The sequence below is a fragment of the Micromonospora zingiberis genome, assembly GCF_004331455.1.
In the GTDB taxonomy this organism is placed as follows: domain Bacteria; phylum Actinomycetota; class Actinomycetes; order Mycobacteriales; family Micromonosporaceae; genus Micromonospora; species Micromonospora zingiberis.
The window spans coordinates 117,427-132,371 of sequence record NZ_SJJR01000009.1 but is presented as its reverse complement, the minus strand read 5'-3'; the positions used below and the strand labels follow the sequence as shown (position 1 = coordinate 132,371).

8 protein-coding genes are annotated in these 14,945 nt (G+C 69.7%); 5 read left to right on the top strand and 3 right to left on the bottom strand.

Annotated features, from left to right (window positions below; translation table 11 throughout):
- Positions 1 to 16: 16 nt before the first annotated feature.
- From E0H26_RS15420 to E0H26_RS15400, 5 genes are all read left to right on the top strand, one after another.
- The gene (locus E0H26_RS15420) at positions 17 to 1,405 is read left to right on the top strand and encodes an alkaline phosphatase family protein (RefSeq protein WP_131304337.1); all 1,389 of its coding nucleotides are present in this window, start codon (positions 17 to 19) and stop codon (positions 1,403 to 1,405) included.
- Positions 1,402 to 2,469 carry a polyprenyl synthetase family protein gene (locus tag E0H26_RS15415; RefSeq protein WP_131304336.1) on the top strand — a complete coding sequence of 356 codons (1,068 nt, stop codon included), beginning with the start codon at positions 1,402 to 1,404 and terminating at the stop codon, positions 2,467 to 2,469. The genes E0H26_RS15420 and E0H26_RS15415 overlap by 4 nt, the downstream gene beginning before the upstream one ends.
- Before the next feature lie 399 nt (positions 2,470 to 2,868).
- Positions 2,869 to 5,721, top strand: coding sequence for a carbohydrate-binding protein (locus E0H26_RS15410; protein WP_131304335.1), 2,853 nt, complete (start codon positions 2,869 to 2,871; stop codon positions 5,719 to 5,721).
- A gap of 77 nt (positions 5,722 to 5,798) precedes the next feature.
- A complete protein-coding gene (locus tag E0H26_RS15405; RefSeq protein WP_131304334.1) occupies positions 5,799 to 7,511 on the top strand; it encodes a ThuA domain-containing protein in 1,713 nt (570 codons plus the stop codon).
- 285 nt (positions 7,512 to 7,796) lie between these two features.
- Positions 7,797 to 8,804 (top strand): sugar phosphate isomerase/epimerase family protein, encoded by a 1,008-nt coding sequence (locus E0H26_RS15400; protein ID WP_131304333.1) that lies wholly within the window; start codon positions 7,797 to 7,799, stop codon positions 8,802 to 8,804.
- A gap of 94 nt (positions 8,805 to 8,898) precedes the next feature.
- On the opposite strand, the gene E0H26_RS15395 is transcribed toward E0H26_RS15400, so the two are convergent.
- The 3 genes from E0H26_RS15395 to E0H26_RS15385 form a co-directional block, all read right to left on the bottom strand.
- Entirely contained in the window at positions 8,899 to 10,077 is a 1,179-nt protein-coding gene (locus E0H26_RS15395) for an ROK family transcriptional regulator (protein WP_131304332.1), read from the bottom strand.
- A 176-nt stretch (positions 10,078 to 10,253) separates the two neighbouring features.
- Positions 10,254 to 11,327 (bottom strand): sugar phosphate isomerase/epimerase family protein, encoded by a 1,074-nt coding sequence (locus tag E0H26_RS15390; protein ID WP_240742193.1) that lies wholly within the window; start codon positions 11,325 to 11,327, stop codon positions 10,254 to 10,256.
- 68 nt (positions 11,328 to 11,395) lie between these two features.
- A complete protein-coding gene (locus E0H26_RS15385; protein WP_131304331.1) occupies positions 11,396 to 14,740 on the bottom strand; it encodes a ThuA domain-containing protein in 3,345 nt (1,114 codons plus the stop codon).
- Positions 14,741 to 14,945: the final 205 nt, after the last annotated feature.

Sequence of the window (14,945 nt, the reverse complement as noted above, 5' to 3'; positions counted from 1 at the left end):
CAAAGGCGGAACTAGCATGACCCGAAAACTGCTGGTGCTGGACGTGGTGGGACTGACCCCACGGCTGCTGGGGCACATGCCCCGGCTGAGGGCGGTGGCCGACACCGGTTTCCGGGCCGAGTTGGGTACGGTGCTGCCGGCGGTGACCTGTTCGGTGCAGTCGACCTTCCTCACCGGTGCCCTCCCCGCCGAGCACGGCATCGTGGGCAACGGCTGGTACTTCCGCGACCTCGGTGAGGTGCTGCTCTGGCGGCAGCACAACGCGCTGGTCGGCGGGGAGAAGCTGTGGCAGGCGGCCCGGCGGGTCCGACCGGACTACACGGTGGCCAACGTCTGCTGGTGGTACGCGATGGGCGCGGACGTCGACTGGACGGTCACCCCACGCCCGGTCTACTACGCCGACGGCCGCAAGGAGCCGGACTGCTACACCGACCCGCCGCAGCTGCACGACGCGCTCACCGCGCGGCTGGGCACCTTTCCGCTGTTCACCTACTGGGGGCCGGGCGCGGGCCTGCCGTCGTCGAGCTGGATCTGCCGGGCCGCCGAGCAGATCCTCGCCGAGCAGTCGCCGGATCTGACCCTGGTCTACGTGCCGCACCTGGACTACGACCTGCAACGCTTCGGCGCCTCCTCGCCCCGGGCCGCCGCCGCGGCGGCCGAGCTGGACGGGGCGCTCGCCCCGCTGCTGGACGCCGCACGGGCCCGGGACACGACGGTGGTGGTGCTCTCCGAGTACGGCATCACCGACGTCTCCCGGCCGGTGGACGTCAACCGGCTGCTGCGCGCCGAGGGGCTGTTGCGGGTGCACACCCAGGCCGGCATGGAGTACCTCGACCCGTGGACCTCGCGGGCGTTCGCGGTCGCCGACCATCAGGTCGCCCACGTCTACGTACGCGACCCGGCGGACATCCCGGCGGTGGCGAAGCTCTGCGCCGGGCTGCCCGGGGTGGCCGAGGTGCTCGACGCCGACGGCAAGGCGGCGCACGGGCTGGACCATCCGCGCGCCGGTGAGCTGGTGCTGGTGGCCGAGCCGGACGCCTGGTTCACGTACTACTACTGGCTCGACGACGCCCGGGCGCCGGACTTCGCCCGGCTGGTCGAGATCCACCGCAAACCCGGCTACGATCCGGCGGAACTGCTGTTCGACCCGGCCGCCCCGGGTGCGGCGAAGCGGCGGGCCGCCGTCGCGCTGGCCCGCAAGAAGCTGGGGATGCGGTACCTGATGAGCGTGGTCGGGTTGGACGCCGGGGCACGGGCGGTCCGGGGCTCGCACGGGCGGCTGCCCGCCGACCCGGCCGACGGGCCGGTGCTGCTCTGCTCCGACCCTTCGCTGGCACGGGACCGGATAGCGGCCACGGAGGTGAAGGGGCTGCTGCTGGAGCTGGCCGGGTTGGCGGCGTCGTGACCGTTACGGTTGCGCCCACCGACGCGGGGGAACTCCGCTCCCGGTTCGACGCCGAGCTGACCGCCTTCCTCGACCGGCAGGACCCGGACTGGCCGGACGGCGCCCCGCGCGGCGTCTTCACCACGCTGCACCGGTTCGTGCTGGCCGGTGGCAAGCGGCTGCGACCGCTGTTCTGCTACTGGGGCTGGCGGGCGGCCGGCGGCCCGGACAGCACCCCGATCGTGGTCGCCGCCGCCGCGTTGGAGCTGTTCCACGCCTTCGCGCTGATCCACGACGACATCCTCGACGGCAGCGACCGCCGCCGGGGTGAGCCGTCGGTGCACCGGATCTTCGCCGACCTGCACACCCGGTCCTCGTGGCGGGGCGACCCGGAGGCGTACGGGCGCAACACCGCCCTGCTCTGCGGCGATCTCTGCGCCGCCTGGTCGGATCAGATGTTCCACGAGTGCGGGCTGGACGCCGAGGCGGTGCACCGGGGATACGCGGTCTTCTCGCTGATGCGTACCGAGGTGATCGCGGGGGAGTACCTCGACCTGGTCTCCGGTGTCGGTGGCGGCTCGGTGGCCAGCGCGCTCACCGTGATCCGGATGAAGGCGGCCCGCTACACGGTCACCCGGCCGTTGCAGATCGGCGCCACCCTGGTCGGGGCGCCGCCGGGACTGGTCGACGCGCTGGCCGACTTCGGCGATCCGCTGGGGGACGCCTTCCAGCTGCGCGACGACGTGCTCGGGGTCTTCGGCGACCCGGCGGTGACCGGCAAGTCCATCCTGGACGACCTGCGTGAGGGTAAGCCGACGGTGATGATGGCCCTGGCCCGCGATGCCGCCGACCGGGCCCAGAGTGCCCGGTTGCGGGAGCTGTTCGGCAATCCCGACCTGGACGCGGAGGGCGCCGCCGAGCTGCGAAAGATCATCGAGCAGACCGGTGCGCGTACCAAGATCGAGCAGATGATCCAGGTCCGGGCCGACGCCGCGTTGGCCGCCCTGGCGCGGACCGTGGTGACGCCGGAGAGTCGGGCCGCGCTGACCGCGTTGGCCGCCCAGGCGATCGATCGGCGGCGGTGAGCTGCGGAAGGACCGCACCCGACCGCACCAACTTCTGATCAGATCTACGAAAGTCCATGCATCTTCGTCGGAAGGTATGGACACATCGATGAATGCCATTTAGTGTCGTGCCTAGTACCGGATTGTTTCGTCGAGGTGAACCGGCGGCGCGGGAACCCTCCGACTGAACTCTTCTCCACCCACCGCGCGACCCACGCACCCGGCCAGCGGCCGTGCGGACAGGTGGGGAAGGGCTCACTGGTGACCGCCGAGCATGTGGCCCGCCGGCCATCGGCGGTCACGGCCGACCGGGCACCGCATCCGGCGGCCGACGGCATCCCCCGCTACGGCACTCGGCGCGACGGCGCGCGCCCGCCCTGGCTGTACTCGTCAGGAAGGGACAGCACTGGAATGTCCACAATGGACAGCACCCGCCACCCCGCACGGTGGTTCTCCACCGGCTCGGCGCTGCTCCTGGTCGCCACGGTCGGCATCGTCGCCATCGGCGCCGGCCCGACCGCACTCGGCGGCCCGACCCCGGCGCAGGCCCACCCCATCGTCGCCACCGACTTCCAACAGGTCACCCTCGCCAAGGGGGTCGCCGAGGTCGGCGAGCCGATGACCCTCGCGGTGCTGCCGGACCGCTCGGTCCTGCACACCGCCCGCAACGGCACGCTGCGCCGCACCGACGCGGCCGGCACCACCTCGGTGATCGGCACGATCCCGGTCTACACCCACGACGAGGAAGGGTTGCAGGGCGTCGGCGTCGACCCCAACTTCACCAGCAACCGGCACGTCTTCCTCTACTACGCGCCGCCGCTGTCCACCCCGGCCGGCGACGCCCCGGCCACCGCCAACGACTTCTCCGCCTGGCAGGGCGTCAACCGGCTCTCCCGGTTCACCCTGAACGCCGACTTCACCGTCAACCAGGCCAGCAAGGTCGACATCCTCGACGTCCCGGCCGACCGGGGCATGTGCTGTCACGTCGGCGGCGACATCGACTTCGACGCCGCCGGCAACCTCTACCTCTCCACCGGCGACGACACCAACCCCTTCGACTCCGGCGGATACGCCCCGATCGACGAACGGACCAACCGCAACCCGGCGTACGACGCGCAGCGCAGCGCGGCCAACACCAACGACCTGCGCGGCAAGATCCTGCGCATCAAGGTGAACGCGAACGGGACGTACTCGATCCCGGCCGGCAACATGTTCGCCCCCGGCACGGCGCGCACCCGCCCCGAGATCTACGCGATGGGCCTGCGCAACCCGTTCCGGATGAGCGTCGACAAGGCCACCGGCATCGTCTACGTCGGCGACTACGGACCGGACGCCGGCTCCACCAGCGCCCGTGGCCCCTCGGGGCAGGTCGAGTTCAACCGGATCACCGGGCCGGGCTTCTACGGCTGGCCGTACTGCACCGGCACCAACACCACCGCCGAGACGTACGCCGAGTGGAACTTCGCCACCGCCACCGCCGGGCCGAAGTACAACTGCACCGGCGGCGCCACCAACAACTCGTTCCGCAACACCGGCCTGACCACCCTGCCGGCGGCCAAGCCCTCCTGGATCCGGTACGCCGGAGACGCCGGCAGCCCGCCGGAGTTCGGTGGCGGCTCCGAGTCGCCGATGGGCGGCCCGGTCTACCGCTACAACGCCGCGTCGACGTCGACCACCAAGTGGCCGCAGAGCTTCGACGGGCAGTTCTTCGCCGGTGAGTTCGGTCGGGGCTGGATCAAGCCGATCCACGTCAACGCCGACGGCTCGGTGGGCGCCATCGACGCCTCCTTCCCGTGGAACGGCAAGCAGGTCATGGACATGGCCTTCGGCCCGGACGGCGCGCTGTACGTGCTCGACTACGGCACCGGCTACTTCAACGGCGACGCCAACTCCGCCCTCTACCGGTACGACTACGTCGCCGGCGGCAACCGCGCACCGACGGCGGTGGCCTCGGCGAACCGGACCTCGGGCGTCGCCCCGTTGACGGTGAACTTCTCCTCGGCCGGGTCGTCGGACCCGGAGGGTGGGGCGCTGACGTACTCATGGGCGTTCGGTGACGGGACCACGTCGACGGCGGCGAACCCGACCAAGACGTACACCGCCAACGGCAACTACACCGCCACGCTGACCGTACGCGACCCGCAGGGCGCGACCGGCACGGCGAGCGTACGGATCGGGGTCGGCAACACCGCGCCGACGGTCACCATCAACAGCCCCGGCAACGGCCAGCTGTTCAGCTTCGGCGACACCGTGCCGTTCAGCATCACCGTCACCGATCCGGAGGACGGCACCATCGACTGCACCAAGGTCAAGATGACCTACGTGCTGGGTCACGACAGCCACGGTCACCAGATCACCTCGCAGAACGGCTGCACCGGCTCGATCACCATCCCGGTCGACGGTGAGCACGACTACGCGGCGAACATCTTCGGCATCTTCGACGCCGAGTACACCGACGCGGGCGGGCTGACCACCCACACCCAGCACACCCTCCAGCCGCGCAGCCGGCAGGCCGAGCACTACAAGACCTCGGCCGGCATCGCCATCTTCGACAAGACCACGGCGGAGGGCGGCAAGACGGTCGGCAACATCAACAACGGCGACTGGATCGCCTTCGAGCCGTACCGGCTGGGCAACGTGACCTCGTTCAGCGCCCGGGTCTCCTCGGCCGGCTCCGGCGGCACCCTCCAGGTGCGGGCCGGCTCGGCCACCGGCACCGTGCTCGGCTCGGCCGCCGTCCCGGTCACCGGCTCCTGGGACACCTTCACCACCGTCACCGGCGCCATCAGCAGCCCGCCGACCGGCACCACCACGCTGTACCTAACCTTCGCCGGCACGGGCACGGGCGCGCTCTACGACCTGGACTCGTTCGCCTTCACCACCGGCAGCGGCGGAACCGGCCCGATCACCGGGTTGGCGGGTAAGTGTCTGGATGTGCGTAACGCGGCGACGGCGGATGGTACGCAGATTCAGATCTATACGTGTAATGGTAGTGCGGCGCAGACGTGGTCGGTGACGCCGAATTCGACGGTCCGGGCGTTGGGTAAGTGTCTGGATGTGAATGCGGGTGCGTCGGCGGATGGTACGAAGATCCAGTTGTGGACGTGTAATGGTTCGGGTGCGCAGAACTGGTCGGCGCAGTCGAACGGGACGTTGCGTAATCCGTTGACGGGTAAGTGTCTGGATGTGTCGAACAATAGTTCGGCTGATGGCCAGGCGGTGCACCTGTGGACCTGTCACACCGGCGCCAACCAGCGCTGGATCCTTCCGTAGGTAAGGAGGGCCCCCTGTTAACGCCTCGCGTGGTACAGGGGGCCCCTCCTAACACGACGATCGTTTGGGAGAGCGACATGCGCAGACTCCTCCGACCCGTGCTCGGCGTGGCCACCGCCGCCCTCGCCGTCCTCGCCTGCACCACCCCGGCCAGTCCGGCCAGCGCCGCCGACACCCCGTACGACGTGCTGGTCTTCTCCAAGACGGCCGGGTTCCGGCACGACTCCATCGCCGTCGGCACCCAGACCATCCGGGACCTGGGCGCGGCGAACAACTTCACCGTCACCGCCACCGAGGACGCCGCCGCCTTCACCTCCGGCAACCTCGCCCAGTACGAGGCGGTGGTCTTCCTCAACACCACCGGCGACGTGCTCAACGCCACCCAGCAGACCGCCTTCGAGTCGTACGTCAACTCCGGTGGCGGGTTCGTCGGCGTGCACGCCGCCGCCGACACCGAGTACGGCTGGTCCTACTACGGCAACCTGGTCGGCGCGTACTTCCGCTCCCACCCGGCCATCCAGCAGGCCACCGTACGGGTGGAGAACCGGGCCCACGCGGCCACCGCCCACCTGCCGCAGAACTGGGTACGCACCGACGAGTGGTACGACTTCCAGGCCAACCCCCGCGCCAACGTACGGGTGCTGGCCAATCTGAACGAGGCGACGTACTCGGGCGGTGTGATGGGCGCCGACCACCCGATCGCCTGGTGCAAGACCGTCAACGGAGGGCGGTCCTTCTACACCGGCGGCGGCCACACCCAGGCGTCGTACGCCGAACCGGCCTTCCGGGCGCACCTGCTCGGCGGCATCCGGTACGCGGCCGGCCGCACCAAGGCCGACTGCCGCCCGGAGACCGGCTACACCACGCTCTACAACGGCTCGACCACCGGCTGGTCCCAGGCCGGGCCGGGCAGCTTCACCAACTCCGACGCCACGCTGAGCTCGGTCGGCGGGATGGGCCTGTTCTGGTACAGCGCGAAGCAGTTCACCAACTACTCGCTCAAGCTGGACTGGCGGCTCGCCGGGGACGACAACTCGGGTGTGTTCATCGGCTTCCCGCCGTCGAGCGACCCGAACTCGGCGGTGAACAACGGCTACGAGGTGCAGATCGACCCCACCGACACGGCCGACCGGACCACCGGCGCGGTCTACGGCTTCAAGTCCGCCGACATCGCTGCCCGGGACGCCGCACTGAACCCGCCGGGGGAGTGGAACACCTACGAACTGCTGGTCGAGGGGGAACGCCTCCAGGTCTTCCTCAACGGCGTGAAGATCAACGACTTCACCAACACCGACCCGGTCCGCTCGCTGCCCGGCCACATCGGCATCCAGAACCACGGTACGGGCGACGACGTCTCGTTCCGCAACATCCGGATCAAGGAACTGGGTGGCACGAACCCGCCGCCGACTGGAACCGGTCGGATCACCGGCCTGGCGGGTAAGTGTCTGGATGTGCGTAACGCGGCGACGGCGGATGGTACGCAGATTCAGATCTATACGTGTAATGGTAGTGCGGCGCAGACGTGGTCGGTGACGCCGAATTCGACGGTCCGGGCGTTGGGTAAGTGTCTGGATGTGAATGCGGGTGCGTCGGCGGATGGTACGAAGATCCAGTTGTGGACGTGTAATGGTTCGGGTGCGCAGAACTGGTCGGCGCAGTCGAACGGGACGTTGCGTAATCCGTTGACGGGTAAGTGTCTGGATGTGTCGAACAATAGTTCGGCTGATGGCCAGGCGGTGCACCTGTGGACCTGTCACACCGGCGCCAACCAGCGCTGGATCCTTCCGTAGGTAAGGAAGGGCCCCCTGTTAACGCCTCGCGTGGTACAGGGGGCCCTTCTTAACACCGGCAGCCGCCCGATCACACCGTCGCCGTCGGGCCTTTTGCGCCGCGCGCCGCCGGCCTAGAGTGAAGGCGGCGACCGCGAGGTGGCCGGTGAGTCGACGGGAGGCGCAACCCGTCGGCCCCAGGCGCGACCGCGCCCACCGGCACACGTCGAGGCCGTCCGCATCCGGTCATCCCTCGCCCCGGTCACGCAGGTACGGAATCCCCATCACGACAGGGGAAAAGGACAGATGGCGCGACCGATCACGCTGTTCACCGGCCAATGGGCCGACCTTCCGTTCGACGAGGTGTGCCGGCTCGCCGCCGAGTGGGGCTACGACGGCCTGGAGATCGCCTGCTGGGGCGACCACTTCGAGGTCGACAAGGCCCTGGCCGACGACTCGTACGTCGACCGCAAGCGGGAGACGCTCGCCAAGCACAACCTCCAGGTCTTCACGATCTCCAACCACCTGGTCGGCCAGGCGGTCTGCGACCACCCCATCGACGAGCGGCACCAGGGCATCCTGCCGGCCCGGATCTGGGGCGACGGCGAACCCGAAGGGGTACGCCAGCGGGCCGCCGAGGAGATCAAGGACACCGCCCGCGCGGCGGCCAAGCTCGGCGTCAACACCGTCGTCGGCTTCACCGGCTCGTCGATCTGGCACACCCTGGCGATGTTCCCGCCGGTACCGCCGTCGATGATCGAACGCGGCTACCAGGACTTCGCCGACCGGTGGAACCCGATCCTCGACGTCTTCGACGAGGTGGGGGTGCGGTTCGCCCACGAGGTCCACCCGAGCGAGATCGCGTACGACTACTACACCACCAAGCGGACCCTGGAGGCGATCGGGCACCGGCCGGCGTTCGGCTTGAACTGGGACCCGTCGCACTTCGTCTGGCAGGAACTGGACCCGGTGAACTTCATCTTCGACTTCGCCGACCGGATCTACCACGTCGACTGCAAGGACGCCAAGGTGCGTACCGGCGACGGCCGGCGCGGCCGGCTCGCCTCCCACCTGCCCTGGGCCGACCTGCGGCGCGGCTGGGACTTCGTCTCGACCGGCCACGGCGACGTGCCGTGGGAGGACTCCTTCCGGGCGCTCAACGCGATCGGCTACGACGGGCCGATCTCGATCGAGTGGGAGGACGCCGGGATGGATCGCCTGGTCGGTGCCCCGGAGGCGCTCCAGTTCGTCCGCCGGCTCGCCTTCGACGCCCCCGCCGCCGCGTTCGACGCGGCGTTCAGCAGCAAGGACTGACGGAGCCTTCGCCGAGGCCCGGCTACCATGCCGGGTCTCGGGGGAGCACGGGGCTGGCCGCCGGCGCGACCATCGGGACCTCGCGCCGGCGCCGTCAGCCGGAGGTGAAGACGTGCTCGCTGGCCAGCCGCGCCGCGCCCACCAGAGCGGCCCGGTCGGCCAGGTCGGAGAGGACCACCGGCATGGTGCCGGTGGCCAGCGGAGCCGACCGGCGGTAGACCACGCCACGGATCTCGGAGAGCAGGATGTGCCCGAGGCCGTCCGGCGCACCGCCGATCACCACGATGCCCGGATTGAAGAAACTGACCAGGCCGACGAGGACCCGACCGACCCGCCGGGCCGCGTCGCGGACCAGCGTCTGGGCGGCCGGATCACCGGCGGTCGCCGCCGTGGCGATGTCCGCGACGGTGAGCGTGCCCGTCTCGGCCAGCCGGCTCGCCAGCGGCTCGGAACGGCCCGCGCGAGCAGCCGCCAGCGCCGCCCTGGCCAGCCCGGCGTCACCGCAGTACGCCTCCAGGCAGCCGGATTCACCGCACCCGCAGACCGGCCCGTCCTCGCCGAGAGGCAGGTGGGCGATGTCACCCGCGCTGCTCGTCGCACCCCGGTAGAGCGAGCCACTGAGCACCAGGCCACAGCCGATCGCCGTGCCGAGCTTCAGGTAGAGGAAGTCGTCGAAGGTCCGACCGATGCCGGCGTGCTGCTCGCCGAGGGCGAGTACGTTCGCGTCGTTGTCGACGAGCGCCGGGCAACCCAGCTCGGCGGCGAACGCGTCCCGGACCGGGAAACTCTGCCAGCCGGGCAGCACGGCCGGCGCGACCGAGGTGCCGCCGTCGACCGGCCCGGGCAGGGCGATGCCGACCCCGGTGAGTTCGGCGACGCCGAGTTCGGCGCGAAGCTTGTCGACCAGCTCGACGGCGCGGGCGATCACCGGTTCCGGCCCGCCGCGGGCGTCCGCCGGTTCGGCGGCCTCGGCCAACACGTTGAGCTCACCGTCGGTCAACGCCACGCTGATCCGGTCGGTGGCCACGACGACGCTGGCGAACCGTACCCCGCCCGCGAGGCGCAACAACGACGACCGGCGCCCGCCACGGGAGGCGGCCGGCCCGGCGGTCTCGACCAGCCCGCGCGCGACGAGCCGGTCCAACTCGCTGGTGAGCGTCGAGCGGGACAGCCCCAGGATGTCACCCAACTCGACCCGGGAGCGGGGACCATCGTCGCGCAACAGCCGGACCAGCCGTGCCTGCTGCGGATTCTCTGGTCGGACGAGTGTCATCACCATCACCTCCCGGGCAAAGTTTTCCATGTGGGTGTTTCAAGCCTGTGGCGAGCCGGGGGCCGCATCCGTCGCCGGATGCGGCCCCCGGGTTGGGAGAAGGTCAACGCGGTCGGTGCCGGCGCGGCGTCGCCGCCGCGCCAACCCCGTCCACCGTCTCCCACATGTCGGGTCCGTCAGCCCCGCAGACCCGACATGTGCTGGTAGCTCACCTCGGCGAACCGCAGTGAACGGCCGGGGTCGGCGACGCCGCCCGGCGCGGTGTCCTGCTCCCACATCGGGTTGTGGTAACCCTTCGCGCCCATGTTGGCGAAGAAGTTGCCGTAGTCGATGTCGCCCTCGCCCAGCGGCGTCATCTCGTAGCCGTTGGTGAGGGCCGGGTTGCGCCGGCCGTCCTTGGCGTGGAACAGCGGGAACCGCATGGTCCGCGCCGCCACCGTGGCCAGCGGGTCGAAGATGTCGGTCTGCGGCTGCCCGTCCGGGTCGGTGTAGGTGTGCCACCGGTGCTGGGCCACGTGCGCCCAGTAGATGTCCATCTCGAACCAGACGTACTTCGGGTCGGTGATGCCGAAGAAGTACTCCAGCTTCCGGACGCCGGAGGACCGGGTCGGCCGGCCCAGACCGTCCAGCGGCCCGCTGTCGAGCAGGAAGTTGTACGCCGCGTCGTGGTTGTGCGTGTACAGCTTCAGCCCGCGGGCGGCGGCCATCTCACCGAAGAAGTTCCACCGGTCCGCGGCGATGTCCCAGTCCGCCTTGTAGTTGCTGTTGGTCGGGTCGCTGCCGGTGCCGATGTGCTTCATGCCGAGGATCTCGGCGGTGTCCAGCGTCCGCTCGAAGGCGGCGATGGTGTCCGGCGTGACGGTGCCGGGAATCGAGGCGTGTGCGCCGTTGGCGCGCAGCCCGTTGTCGTCCAGAACCTTGCGGATCTCCTCGGGCGTGATCTGCCGGCCCAGGATCGCCGTGGACTGGTTGTAGCCGGCGAACTCGACCTCGCGGTAGCCGATCTCGGCGATCCGGGCGAGCACCCGCTCGAAGCCGTACGGCACCCCGCTGGTGTCCGGGGCGGCGGAGATCCGGTCCCGGACGCTGTAGAGGATGATGCCGCGCTTGGGCTTCGGCACGAGCAGGCCGTTGCCGTTGGCGGCGGCGACCGAGCCGACGCCGGTGGCGCCGACGGCCGCCGCGCCGGCGACGCCGGCGAAGGCGCCGAGTATCCGGCGACGACTCATTCCGTGCTGACTGTCGCTCATGTTCCTGACTGCCTTTCTGGGTGGTGGGGTGGGCCGGGGCCGCCCAGGCGGCCCCGGCCCGGTGGTGGCTACGGGGTGAGGCCGATGCCCTGGCCGTTGAACTGGACCCAGTTGAGGTTGCCGAACCCGCTGGCCGGGCCGCCCGCAACGGTGGTGAACACCAGGTAGAGCCGGAAGGTGTCACCGGGGTCGGTGATCGGCACGCTGGTGCTGGTGAAGGCGTTGTTGCCGGTGGTCGCGTTGACCGTGGCGGTGGTCAGCAGCGGGCCGGTCGGCGAGTCCCGGCGGAACTCGACGTTGAACCGCGGCTGCCCGGCCGTGGCCGCACTACCACCGGAGGTACGCAGGGTGACCGAATTGATGTTCCGCAGGTTCACCGTGCCGTTGATCGCGATCCAGTCACCGGGGTCGAGGCTGCCCCGCTGCTGTCCGCCGCCGATGTCGGCGCTGTTGCCGACGGTGGTTCCGGACTGGTCCCGGGCGAACTCCACCTGTTGCAACTTGTCCTGGATCACCTGCTGACCGATGGTGGTCAGGGCAGGTTGGCCGTTGGCGCCGTTGTCGGTGTACGAGGCGCTGATCACGCCGTAGATGTAGCCGCCGTGGCCGGCGTCGTCGGGATCCGTGGGCAGTACGCCGGAGCAGCCGAAGGCGTTCGCCCCGCCGTGCCCATGGTCGTCGTGACCGAGCACGAAGGTCACCTCGACCCGGCTGCAGTCGATCGGGCCATCCTCGGGGTCGGTGACCGTCACCGACCAGGGGATGTCGTCACCCCAGCTGAAGAAGCCGCCCTCCAGCGGTACGTTCACCCGTACCGTCGGCGCGGTGTTGCCGACCGTGATGGTGGTGTTCGCCGTCGCGGTCTTGCCGCTGGAGTCGGTGACCGTCAGCCGTGCGGTGTAGACGCCGTTCGTCGTGTACGTGAACGTGGGGTTCGGGTCGACGGAGTCGATGACACCGTCGCCGTTGAAGTCCCAGGCGAAGGAGATCGAGTCCGCCGGGTCCGGGTCGTGCGAGCCCTCGCTGGAGAAGGCCACGGTCAGCGGAGCGCGCCCGTTGGTCGGGGTCGCGTTCAGCACGGCCGTCGGCGCCCGCAGGCCCTTGACGTAGCTGAACTTCACCATCGCCGCGTCGGGGTTGATGTTGAAGAACCCGTCCCCGTACGTCAGCAGGTAAAAGTTGCCGTCGGGGCCCCACATCATGTCCATGGGGTTGTCGCAGAGGAACGGCCTGGCCGGTGTGACCGGGCCACCACCGCAGTTCAACAGGTCATTGATCTTCAGGATCTCGCCCTGCGAGTCGAGCCGGATCTCCCGAAGGTAGTCCCGGGTGAACTCGCCGAAGAAGATCGCGCCGTCGTAGTACGCGGGGAACTTCGTCTCCGACCTCAGCTCCGGGTCGTAGTCGTACTTCGCCGCGCCGTGCGGTCCGACGCCACCGGTACCCAGTTCTGGGAAGAGCGCCGGACAAGCCTGGGTCGGGGTGGACAGGTAGGACTCCGGACACGGGGTCGGAGCGTTGAACGAGTACCAGAGTTCGGACTTCTCCACCGGCGGCAGGTCGACCAGACCGGTGTTGTGCCGCGAGGTGTTCTTCGGCGCCGCGCAGTCGAACGGCGCGACCGGCGAGATGGGGGTGGTGGTCCAGTTCATCTCGTAGTACGGCAGGTCAGGCTGCACGCACATCGGCCAACCGTAGTTCGCCGGCTTGTCGACCACCATCATCCGGCCGGTTCCCGCCGGCCCCCGCCCGACGCCCGCGTCACGGGAGTCCGGGGAGTAGTCGGTGATGTAGGCGACGTCGTTCTTGTCGAGGGTGATCCGGAACGGGTTCCGCAGGCCCATCGCGTAGATCTCCGGCCGGGTCTTGTCCGCCGGATGATCCGCCGAGGGGAACAGGTTCCCCTCGGGGATGGTGTAGCTGCCGTCCGGCTGGACGCTGATCCGCAGGATCTTGCCCCGCAGGTCGTTGGTGTTGGCGGAGGTACGCCGGGCGTCCGCGAACGGTGCCTGGTAGACGCCGCTGGCGCTCACCGAGTCGTTGTGCGGGGAGAAGCCGCCGGCACCGCCGGCGCTGGCCGGGGTGTCGTCCCCGGTGACCAGCCAGAGGTTGTTCTCCGAGTCGAAGGCGATGTCACCGGCCACGTGGCAGCAGGCGCCCCGGTCCACCGGCACCTGCATGATCTTCTGCTCGGTGGCCAGGTCGAGCGAGGGATTCTCGCCGTCGACGAACTTGAAGCGGGAGAGCTGGAAGTAGCCGTCCCACACGTCCCAGGCGTTCGGGTCGGTGCTGGTGGTCGGCGCGGCACCGGTGGGGGTGTCCAGCAGGGGCGCGTAGAACAGGTAGACCCACTTGTTGGTGGCGAAGTCCTTGTCGATCGCCGGGCCGTACATCCCGTCCTCGCTGTGGGTGTAGACCGGGATCTGGGCCAGGATGGTGGTCTGGTTGCCGTCCGGCTCGTGCAGCCGGACGCCGCCGCGCCGGTCGGTCTGGAGGACCCGCCCGTCGGGCAGCACGTCGAAGCCGATCGGCTCGTTGACGTTGGGCTGCGCGCCGATCACCGTCATCTGGTAGTTGGCCAGTACCGTCGCGCCGCAGTCGCCGTCGGTGACACCGGCCGCCCACTGGATCGCGCCACCCAGGTGAGCGCGCAGGTCGGTGCCGCGGAAGCTCTCCGGGGTGGCACCGAGTCCGGTGTAGAACGAGCGACCGCCCTGGTAGTCCTTGCACCAGGTGATCGGGTGGTCGAAGCCCATGTTGCCGCCGCTGTACGTCTTCTCGTCCACGGTCGCCAGGACGTGGGAGAAGCCCCGGACGTTGGCCGCGAAGTTGTACCAGCGATCGGTGGTGGTCCACCGCTCGGGCAGCGTGGCCGAGGCGGGGTGTACCCGGTCGGCCACGGTCACCCGGGCCGCACTGGCCGGCGTCGCCGCGCCGACGGCACGGGTGCCGAGGACCTCGTCGAGGAAGCTCCAGCCCGGTTCCGCCTCGATCGCCGAGTGCACGCCGACGAAGCCGCCGCCGGCGCGGTAGTACTGCTCGAACGCGGCTCGCTGGGCGTTGTTGAGCACCTCGCCGGCCGTGTTCAGGAACACCACGGTGCGGAACTGCTTCAGGTGCGGCTCGCGGAACTTGCGGGCGTCGTCGGTGACGTCCACGGTGAACCGTCGGTCCTTGCCGAGCTGCCGGATGGCCTCGACACCGGCGGCGGTGGCGGGGTGCGAGCCGCCGGCCGACCGGGTGAAGACGAGAACCTTGTACTGGATGCCGTTGCTGTGCGCCGCCGGTTCGCCCGCTACCGGAGCGGCCTGCGCTGGCGGGGTCTGTTGGGTGCCGGTCGCGACAAGTGTCGCGCCGACGAGGGTGAGGAGACTCAGATAGGTAAGGGCCCTGCGGCCCAACGGTCTGCGCATCGAACCTCGCTCTGATCGGTCAGGTCCGCCCCGACGCCCGCGCGGCGCCGAGGTGGTCGGGGGTGTACCAAACGAGCCTGGCCAGGTCTAACGAGGACGATATTTGTGACCGACATCAAAGAGAAGGGGTTGACGGCAGAAGTTTCAGCGATCCATGCGGGACTTTTGCTCAATACCGGCGAAAGTCACCCCGGAGGGGTCGGCT